Source organism: Pseudochrobactrum sp. AO18b, assembly GCF_000409565.1.
Lineage (GTDB): Bacteria > Pseudomonadota > Alphaproteobacteria > Rhizobiales > Rhizobiaceae > Pseudochrobactrum > Pseudochrobactrum saccharolyticum.
Window position 1 is genome coordinate 1 of record NZ_ANNO01000425.1, and the last position, 8,862, is coordinate 8,862.

Annotated in this window: 8 protein-coding genes and 1 pseudogene; 3 read left to right on the top strand and 6 right to left on the bottom strand. The window is 49.5% G+C overall.

Annotated features, from left to right (window positions below; genetic code table 11):
* Both A918_RS0116105 and A918_RS0116110 read left to right on the top strand, forming a co-directional pair.
* On the top strand, positions 1-1,227 hold a 1,227-nt coding region (locus A918_RS0116105; protein ID WP_022712049.1), incomplete at its 5' end, for an FAD-binding oxidoreductase.
* A 16-nt stretch (positions 1,228-1,243) separates the two neighbouring features.
* The gene (locus A918_RS0116110) at positions 1,244-1,612 is read left to right on the top strand and encodes a RidA family protein (protein WP_022712050.1); all 369 of its coding nucleotides are present in this window, start codon (positions 1,244-1,246) and stop codon (positions 1,610-1,612) included.
* A 193-nt stretch (positions 1,613-1,805) separates the two neighbouring features.
* Here A918_RS0116110 and A918_RS20795 read toward each other — a convergent pair.
* From A918_RS20795 to A918_RS0116140, 6 genes and pseudogenes are all read right to left on the bottom strand, one after another.
* Positions 1,806-2,408: pseudogene (locus A918_RS20795) on the bottom strand (LysE family translocator); the annotation flags it as partial.
* A complete protein-coding gene (locus A918_RS0116120) occupies positions 2,405-3,076 on the bottom strand; it encodes a B3/4 domain-containing protein (protein ID WP_028233893.1) in 672 nt (223 codons plus the stop codon). The pseudogene A918_RS20795 and the gene A918_RS0116120, both read right to left, overlap by 4 nt.
* Positions 3,077-3,149: 73 nt before the next feature.
* Positions 3,150-3,959, bottom strand: coding sequence for an AraC family transcriptional regulator (locus A918_RS0116125; RefSeq protein WP_022712053.1), 810 nt, complete (start codon positions 3,957-3,959; stop codon positions 3,150-3,152).
* A gap of 99 nt (positions 3,960-4,058) precedes the next feature.
* Entirely contained in the window at positions 4,059-4,544 is a 486-nt protein-coding gene (locus A918_RS0116130) for a GNAT family N-acetyltransferase (protein ID WP_022712054.1), read from the bottom strand.
* A gap of 374 nt (positions 4,545-4,918) precedes the next feature.
* On the bottom strand, positions 4,919-6,913 hold the full coding sequence (locus A918_RS0116135) for a BCCT family transporter (RefSeq protein ID WP_022712055.1): 1,995 nt from the start codon (positions 6,911-6,913) through the stop codon (positions 4,919-4,921).
* 120 nt (positions 6,914-7,033) lie between these two features.
* Entirely contained in the window at positions 7,034-7,504 is a 471-nt protein-coding gene (locus A918_RS0116140) for an Lrp/AsnC family transcriptional regulator (protein ID WP_022712056.1), read from the bottom strand.
* A 230-nt stretch (positions 7,505-7,734) separates the two neighbouring features.
* Here A918_RS0116140 and A918_RS20800 point away from each other — a divergent pair.
* A partial coding sequence (locus A918_RS20800; RefSeq protein ID WP_198013307.1) for a penicillin-binding protein 2 occupies positions 7,735-8,862 on the top strand: 1,128 nt, incomplete at its 3' end.

The window sequence follows — 8,862 nt, forward strand, 5'->3', positions numbered from 1 at the left end:
ACACCACGACCTGCGCTTGATGGCGACATTAACGTAGATTTTGCCGTGATCGGCGCAGGTTATACCGGACTTGCTGTTGCGCGTCGTCTGCGTGAACTTCGCCCCGATGCCCGTATTGCTGTTGTTGAAGCGACGACCGTGGGCGAGGGTTCCTCCGCTCGCAATTCCGGTTTTACCGGCACCGATGTTCTGCCACGGAATATTACCGTGGAAATGTCCGAGAAAGCACGGCTGCAATCAAAATTATTTTCGGAAGCCTTCCAATGGCTGACGGATATTATCCGTGAGAATAATATCCAATGCGATATGCAGCAGGTCGGTGCCATTCGCGGCGCTGCCACAGAACGCGGAGAGGCTTCTGTCCGCTCTGTTCTTGAGGTGGCAAAAAAACTCGGTGTAACACATCAGGAATTGTCACGGAGCGATATCGCAGAGAGGATCGGCACGGATTATTACCGCTTCGGTCTGTATCTCTCAGACACATGGTTGTTACAGCCTGCAGCCTTGATCCGTGGTCTGGCCGATGCCCTGCCTTCCGATGTTGAACTCTATGAGAACACACCGGTCGAACGGATTCAGCATCAGGGTGACTGGATATTATCCACACGGTCGGGGCAGATCAGGGCAAAAAACATTGCTTTGGCGAATAATGGTTTTATCCGCCGTTTTGGTTATCTGAATACCAAGATGACGACTATTTATACCTATGCGGCAGTGACAGAATCCGTTCCCGAGGCGGACAGAGCGCTGCTGGGACATGATCAGTCATGGGGCTTGCTGCCGTCTCACCGGCTTGGCACAACATTGCGGCGCATCGGTTCTGACCGGTTGATGGTGCGCAGCCTTTATGCCCATGAAAAAGAGCTGACACAGACTTACGTGGAAGCAGAACTACGGAACCGCTTTGAACGCCGCTGGCCCGGTTTGCGCCATGTGCAATTTGAATATGTCTGGGGCGGCACCACAGCCCTGACTATGAACGGTGCACCATGGTGGGGCAAGCTGGAAGACGGGCTTTATGCTTCCGGCGGCTGCAACGGCAGCGGCATTGCCAAGGGCACAATGCTGGGGCGGCATCTGGCGGAACTGATGTGTGGCTTTGGCGATCATTCCGTTCTTGAGCAGGTTATGGGACAGGCCAGCTTTATTGCGCCGGAACCCTTCCGCAGCATCGGTTTCCGTGTGATTTCCGCTCTTGAAAGCCGCAAAGCCGGACTTGAAATCTGAGTATCGTGAGGATGAAATGAAGCTTGAACGCAGTGATATTAATGCCCGTCGCAGCCGCTTGGTGAAATATAATGGTGTCTGTTATCTGTCCGGTCAGTTCTCTGATAAAGGCGGCACGATTGAAGAACAGACGAAAGAGACGCTTGGTAAAATCGATGATCTGCTACAACGTGCAGGCAGTGATAAATCCCGTCTGTTGACTGCGGAAATCTGGATCACATCCATGGCTGATTTTGAGGGTATGGATCAGGTCTGGAAAGACTGGATTGCCCCTTATGCGCCGCCGGTCAGATGTTGCTGCGCAGTCGAGTTGGGCGATCCGTCCATGCGCGTTGAAATCATGGTGAGTGCAGCAACAGGCGATGTGGAACTTGTTGAGTTTTAATACGGCTGCCGGTCTAAAATCTGACAAGGAAAAAGCGCCGGAAAGGGACATTCAGGCTCGGGCTTGATTGCTGTATCTCTTCTGAACTGAACAAGTCATAGGTAAAAACAGACGACCAGATCATGCCTGAAGAGCTGACACTCACCGGCATTGCTCTGGCTGACCTGTTATTTTCCGCATGAGGATTGGTATTGGTGAAAGCCAGTTTCAGCGCCAGTGCCATGAAAGCAAAGGCAAAGCCATAGCGAACCCGTTTTTGCACTGACGGATCGGAAATCAGATAGTGCCGGACTGAGGCGGCAAAAGCACCATAGGCGATGAAAACCGCAAATGTGATTATCATGAAAACCACACTCAGCTCCAGCATGCGCAAGACCGGCGATGCTTCTTGCGGGCTGATAAATTGCGGTAAAAAGGCAAGGAAAAACAAGGATAGTTTCGGGTTCAGCAGATTGATGAAAATCGCTGAGCTGATTATTTGTTGCGCGCTTTTATCTTTGGTCTTTTCATTCAGTTGCAGCATCGTGTGGTCGCTCACCATCTTCCATGCCATGTAGAACAGATAGGCAATGCCAAGCCATTTAATGATGATGAAGATCGTAATATTGGTGTGCAGCAAAACTGCAAGGCCGCTGATGGCTGCTGCAATATGGGGCAGGGTGCCCAGCGTACAACCGAGTGCTGCAATGATATAGCCGCGCCTGCCGCCCGCAAGACCGGCAGCAACTGTATAAACAACGCCTGCGCCGGGGATGGCGCTGACAATAAAAGCTGTCAGTAAATATTCGAAAGTCATGCCGGATTAACCCGAGTGATTTTCGACGCAGGCCATAGTTGTTTCAATGTTGTCATCAGCGAATTTATAAGCTTATCCGTGTCTTGCTGTGCAGTTTCATGCAGTGCTTCAGTCACAATCAGTGCTGTTTTTGTTTCACTATTTATCGCAGACCAGCCGCTCTGCCGGTTTGTCCAGCGGCGTGCATGTGCTCGCCTGCTGTCATCGGCATATATGATTTCGCCTGGCTCGGGTCTTTCCGTACTCCCGCTGAATGTCTCATAAATTTCGTCGCCGTCAGCGTGCCGGATACTGAGAATGCCGTTGATTTTTTCGACATCAAAAACGGCAACGGGTATTGCAAAAGCCAGCGATGTTGCATTGCAGAAATCAACCAGAGGGTGCAGCGCCGGAAGTGAACCTTCCATGCGGAAACGACGCAGCAATGCTTCCGAAGCACATCTGTATTGGGTCGGTTTATATCCCATGGCGGAAAAGGCGCGGCGCCATGCTTTGATTTCAGGAAACTCGCCTTCAGTAGCATGAGCGAGACGGTTTTTGGCAATGGCAGTCAGTTGAGACATCGCAGCATTTGGGCCGGCATTGCGGTTGATGCCGTCAATCAGCAAACCACGGGATTGCAGTTGCGGAAAAGAAGTCAGCACAGACAGGGAATAGCGGTAGTGAATGGACATTGCTCTGGCTCGTTTTTTGAGCCATTTGCGTCGTTATTGACGGCAAAGTCTTGAAGAAAATTGCAGCTCAGGCTCTGACACCGGCATATTGCTTTGGTGAGATGCCATAGGTGCTTACAAATAAACGGGTCATATGGCTCTGATCTGCAAAGCCGGACGCATAAGCTGCATCGCTCAGTGTTGAGCCATTTATGATCATTTTTCGCGCATATTGCAGTCTGCGCTGAATGAGATAGGCGTGAGGTGTCAGACCGGTGTGTTTTGAAAAACCCCGTATCAACTGAAACTGGCTGACATTGCCAAGCGCAGATAATTCGCCGAGAGAAAGCGGCGAGCAAGGGTCATCATCTATGCGCTCGCGTGCCAGTTCGATTGCGGAGGGTGCATCGTGTTTGTCTGCAGAATTGTGGCTTGTAACAAGCCGTGCCAGCAACAGATGCAGGTTTTCTTGTATTTCAAACTCGCTGCAAATATCTGACGGATTGGTTATGCTTTTTAACAGAGAGCGGAAATGCTTTGTTGCAGCCGTGTCGTGCAAGACCGGCTTTGCAAGCTCCGATATTCTCGTGTTACCGCCCCGAATTTCCTTCATCGGCTCGGCTAAAATATCGGTATCAAAATATAGCATATACCACGCACGGCCATGGTCACCGATCGGGGTGCCGTCATGAACCTCATTCGGATTGACAGTGATGATATCACCGGCCGCCGCCTCAACAATGCCCCGTCCGCTCAATGATTTTTGCGCACCGCGGATGATGACGCCAATGCCGAACTGGTCATGCGTATGGCGGCCGAATATATGGGATGAGTCCGCAGCAACCGCCGTGATCCCGTCGATTTTGCTAGGCGCTATTTTGAACGAGCCTTTTGCCACGTAGCCACACCTTTTTTGTATCGTTCAAATCCGATAATACAAGGATCAGTGCTGAGAGAACAGGCGTTAGTGTGTCATCGCTAACGCCCGTAGTCTGATTTAGAATTTCAACACGGCTTCCAGTTCATCACCATAGCTATCACCGGTTTTTTCAAAGCCAAGAAGAGTGTAAAAACCTTCCGGACTACCTTCTCCGGTGCCGTAGCTTGTGAAAATCTCGTTGTAGCCTTTGAGCTTCATATCACGTTTTAAAAGCCCGATAGCCTGACGGCCAAAGCCGAATTTCTGGAATGGTGTTGCGATCATAAAACGCCATAAAAAGACCCCCGGACAGTCAATTCCGTCATCATGGTCGGCGCCAATATGCAGCATTATGAAACCGATCAGTGTATCGTCAGCATAAATTGCACGGAACCAGGCATTTTCGGAAAAATGTGCTGCGGCAATGGATGTACCATTGTCGGCAACCATGCCGCGATGCTCATCGGAAAGCGTTTCACTCAGATCACAGACATCTTCGACAGTTAACGCAGATATACGCCCAAATGAAATTTCGGAGTCCCGCGAGATTGTAATCTCACTCATGGATAAGTCCTGTTTTGAGAAATAGCCGGTTAACTAAACCGGCGCGGTTTTCGAATTGTCCGCCAACAATATGAACAGCAAAGTGTTCTGCCTTTAAATCTTACAACTATAATTATATGTCAATGTATAAAATTTATGGTCTGAATTTGTACTGCTGAACTAACACTTTTTGATTATTTACAGGTAAAAATGAAAATAAATAAGATGATTTTTTTAAGTATAAATTTCAATTTAAAATAAAATCTCTGAGTGAACTTATCAGTCTTAAAGCGTCGTTTTTTGAGGTATGCGCAAAACACGCGCTGCCATATGGAGCAACGCGTGCTTTTATGTGTGTATTAACGGCCTCATCCGGCCTTCAGCATGTGGGAAATTTACATATCCGCTGAATGTTCCGGCGCGCTGTGTACCAGTTGTGTTTCCGGCGCATGAACCAAAGCCAGATATCTTTCAAATTGCACCAGAATATCCACGATCAGCTGCTCTTTTGTGAAGCCCATCACATCATAGCCTCTGCCACCGCTTGAGAAATATGTCCGTGCTTCATGACGGAGATTTGGCTTGCCGACCCCCAGTGTCGAAAAAGCAGGGATGTGCTGGGCAACGGGCATGATACCGTAGATGAAATCGCGTGTGCCTTCTGCCGTGGAACGCAGTGCGATTGCACCATTGTCTTCTGTAACAACAACGGTTTCCCGACCGCGATTGTTCAGTTCGGTGGTAACTGCATTCAAAGCATCCTTGGCGGGACCTGCGATAAATGTTGCAACTTCACGCTGGGTTGGCGCATGCAAAATCAGCGACAATCTGCGTTGCCATGTGAGCCCTGAGGCTGGCTGTGCGCTTGGCGCAACCGGAATTGCAGCATGGGCGGCTTGTTGTGCAAGGTCGGCTTTCATCCCCTTAAACAGTGACCAGACAAGCGCGATCATGACGATGCTGAATGGCAGTGCGCTTGCAATGGTCACAGCCTGCAAAGCTCCCAGACCACCTGCAACCAGAAGACTTGCAGCGACCACACCTTCCAATGTGCACCAGAAGACCCTCTGTCCGGTTGTTGTTTCTGTTTCCCCACCCGCAGCGATTGAATCAATAACAAGAGAGCCGGAATCCGAAGATGTAACAAAGAAAATGGCAACCAGCATGACCGCCAAAGTCGAGGTCAATGTCGTCCATGGCAAATATTCAAAGAAGTGGAACAGGCCGACGGAGACATCAGCAGCAATTTCTGCTCCTAACTTGCCGCCTGCAACTGTCGTATCAATAAGAATTGCCGAATTGCCGAAAACGGTCATCCAGAAGAATGTGAAACCGGCCGGGATAAACAGCACCGCTGTCACAAATTCCCTGACCGTGCGGCCACGCGAAATACGGGCAATAAACATGCCGACAAAAGGCGACCACGATATCCACCATGCCCAGTAGAACAGCGTCCATGCGTCGACCCACGGCGTTGGTTCATAGGCATAGATATTGAAGGTACGCAGGACGATTGTATCGAGATACAGGCCGATATTCTGCACAAAATCGCGGAAAAGCTCTGCTGTAGGCCCCACAATCAGCACAAAAAGCATCAGGAGAATAGCGAGCAGCAGGTTGGTCTCAGAGAGAATGCGCACGCCTTTATCCAGACCTGTTGCAACGGAAATCGTTGCCAGTGCCGTGATTGCAATAATAAGTGGCAGCTGAACCTGCAACCCGATTGGCAGGCCGATCAGATAGTGAAGTCCGGCATTAATCTGTGAAACGCCAAGTCCCAGCGAGGTTGCAATACCAAACATGGTGCCGACGATGGCGAAAATATCGACCGCATGGCCGATCGGGCCGTTAATCCGCTCTTTGAGCAGCGGGTAAAGGCCGGAGCGGATGGTGAGCGGCAGATTGTAACGATATCCGAAATAGGCAAGGGACAGGCCGACAACGGCATAAATAGCCCAGGCGTGAATTCCCCAATGGAAAAATGTAACCGCCATGGCTTCACGTGTTGCTGCAATGGAGCGCGGTTCTGCGCTTGGCGGCGCCATGAAATGCGTCATCGGCTCGCCGACGGCATAATACATCAGCCCGATACCCATACCCGCAGCGAAAAGCATTGCAATCCAAGAAAGGAAGCTGAAATCAGGTGTTGAATCATCGGGGCCGAGTTTGAGGCGTCCGTACCGTCCCAGACAGAGAAGCAATACGCTGACCAGAAAAATGCCGACGGATAGCAGGTAAAACCACCCGAAATTTGCGAGAATAACGGTCTGAAGCTGGGTAAAAATACTCGCAGCCTGATCGGGAACCACGATCCCGATTGCTAGAAACACACCGATGACAATGATGGATCCGAAAAATACCGGTGCGTTGATAATGAACTTTGCTGGCATGAAAACTCTCGCAGGTTAGTGTTTCATGTTTTTAAGAAAACAAAAAATAACTCTGTAAATATCAAGTCAGTCTGACATTTTATGAATAAGGCGAATTTAATAAATATGACAGGAAGACTATTACAAGGGAAGGGACAGATCGACTTTCACTCTGTCCAGTACAACGATGGTTCTGTAAGATTTTACCAGATGATTTTCTCCTAATAATTGCGCTGTCCTGCTTTCATATTCTTCAGTCGTCGGAACGGTCATGATCAGGATAAGGCCAGCACTGCCCGCAACCCAATAACATTGTTGAATCTCCTCAGCATTTTTGAACATTTTTTTGGCCGCAGCGACTGTCGCTGACCGCTCGTCGCTGAGCGTGACCTCGACAATAACGGTCACGGGCAGACCGACGGCCGCAGGATCAACAACGGCTGCAAATTTTTTGATGATGCCTTTTTTCTGAAGTTTGGCGATGCGGCGCTGTACGGCGGCGGGTGACAGATGAATAAGCTCGGCTAATTCTTTTTGTGATCTTGAGGCATCTTCCTGAAGCAGTCTGAGAAGCGATTTGTCGTAATCATCCAGCTTAGTTTGATCGGGCATTGCATTATCCGCGCTGAAAGTGAGTGAAAATTGCGGTGAATTGAGACTTATCGAGCCCTAATATACCATTACATCATTTATTTCTATGTGAAATCATTCGTGAATTTTTGTGAATAACAAAAAAATCCGTCAAAGAAGTTTTAATTATTAATTTTAGTGTGTGTATGAAGAAGTCCTATAATAAAAACAGATATATACTTGCGATATTATTGTTCGTGGCGATTTATTGTGTGCTGTTTTCAAAGATGGTTTACTTCGGCACGATTGTACCTGCTTCAGAACATGCCGCAATGTCTCCTGTCGGCATGTACAGGCCGTTTATTCTGGACAGGAACGGAAAAATCCTTGCGATAGATATCAAGGCATATTCACTTTATGCGGAGCCCCGCCGTATTACGGATATTGATGAAGTGGCAGAAAAAGTGCACCGCATCATTCCCGAGATTCCGCTGCAAACGCTTCATAAGAAACTGTCGGGGCAGCGCCGTTTTATATGGCTCGCACGGCAATTAACGCCGTCGGTTAAAAGCAGGCTGATGGCAGAAGGTATTCCCGGCATTGGCTTCCGCACCGAATTACAAAGAGCCTATCCGGCCGGACGTACCACTTCGCACATTGTCGGCCTGACCAATATTGACAATACCGGTGTTGCCGGTCTGGAGAAATGGATCGACGGGCAGGGCATTGCCGATATCCGCAATGCCGGTTTCTCAGTCCCTGAACATTTTGCGCCGGTTGTGACTTCCATTGATTTACGTGTGCAGCATGCATTGCATGACGAATTGTCGAAAGCGCTTGTTAAATACGGCGCGGCGGGTGTCGGTGGTCTCATTCTCAATATTAAAACAGGTGAAATCTTAGGGCTGGTTTCATTGCCGGATTTTGATCCCAATACGCCTGCGGAGATACATCTGGCTGACCGTCTGAACCGGATAACAGCCAGTGCCTCGGAAATGGGGTCTATCATTAAGACCTTTACAACGGCGATGGCAGTTGAACATGCGGGTGCCGGACTTGATACAATCTATGACGCGACCAATCCGATCAGGGTCGGTAATCAGCTTGTGCGGGATTATTTCGGCAAGAAACGACCGCTGACGCTGGAGGAAGTGTTTCTGTTTTCTTCCAATATCGGCTCCGCACAGGAAGCACTTTCTGTCGGGGTGGAAGGGCACCGGAACTTTCTTATCCGTTCCGGCCTGCTGGAGAGAGCGGCGCTGGAACTGCCGGAAATAGCAAAACCAATGGAGCCGCGGCACTGGTCTGTGCCGACATCGATTACCGCAGCTTTCGGTCATGGTTTTGCAACCACGCCATTGCAAACAGCCGCCGGTATCGGCGGAATATTGAACGGCGGT

Excerpts from the sequence above, each read along its gene's own strand:
- A918_RS0116130 (WP_022712054.1), bottom strand. The coding sequence starts at position 4,544 with ATGAGTGAGATTACAATCTCGCGGGACTCCGAAATTTCATTTGGGCGT.
- A918_RS0116110 (WP_022712050.1), top strand. The coding sequence starts at position 1,244 with ATGAAGCTTGAACGCAGTGATATTAATGCCCGTCGCAGCCGCTTGGTG.
- A918_RS0116135 (WP_022712055.1), bottom strand. The coding sequence starts at position 6,913 with ATGCCAGCAAAGTTCATTATCAACGCACCGGTATTTTTCGGATCCATC.
- A918_RS0116140 (WP_022712056.1), bottom strand. The coding sequence starts at position 7,504 with ATGCCCGATCAAACTAAGCTGGATGATTACGACAAATCGCTTCTCAGA.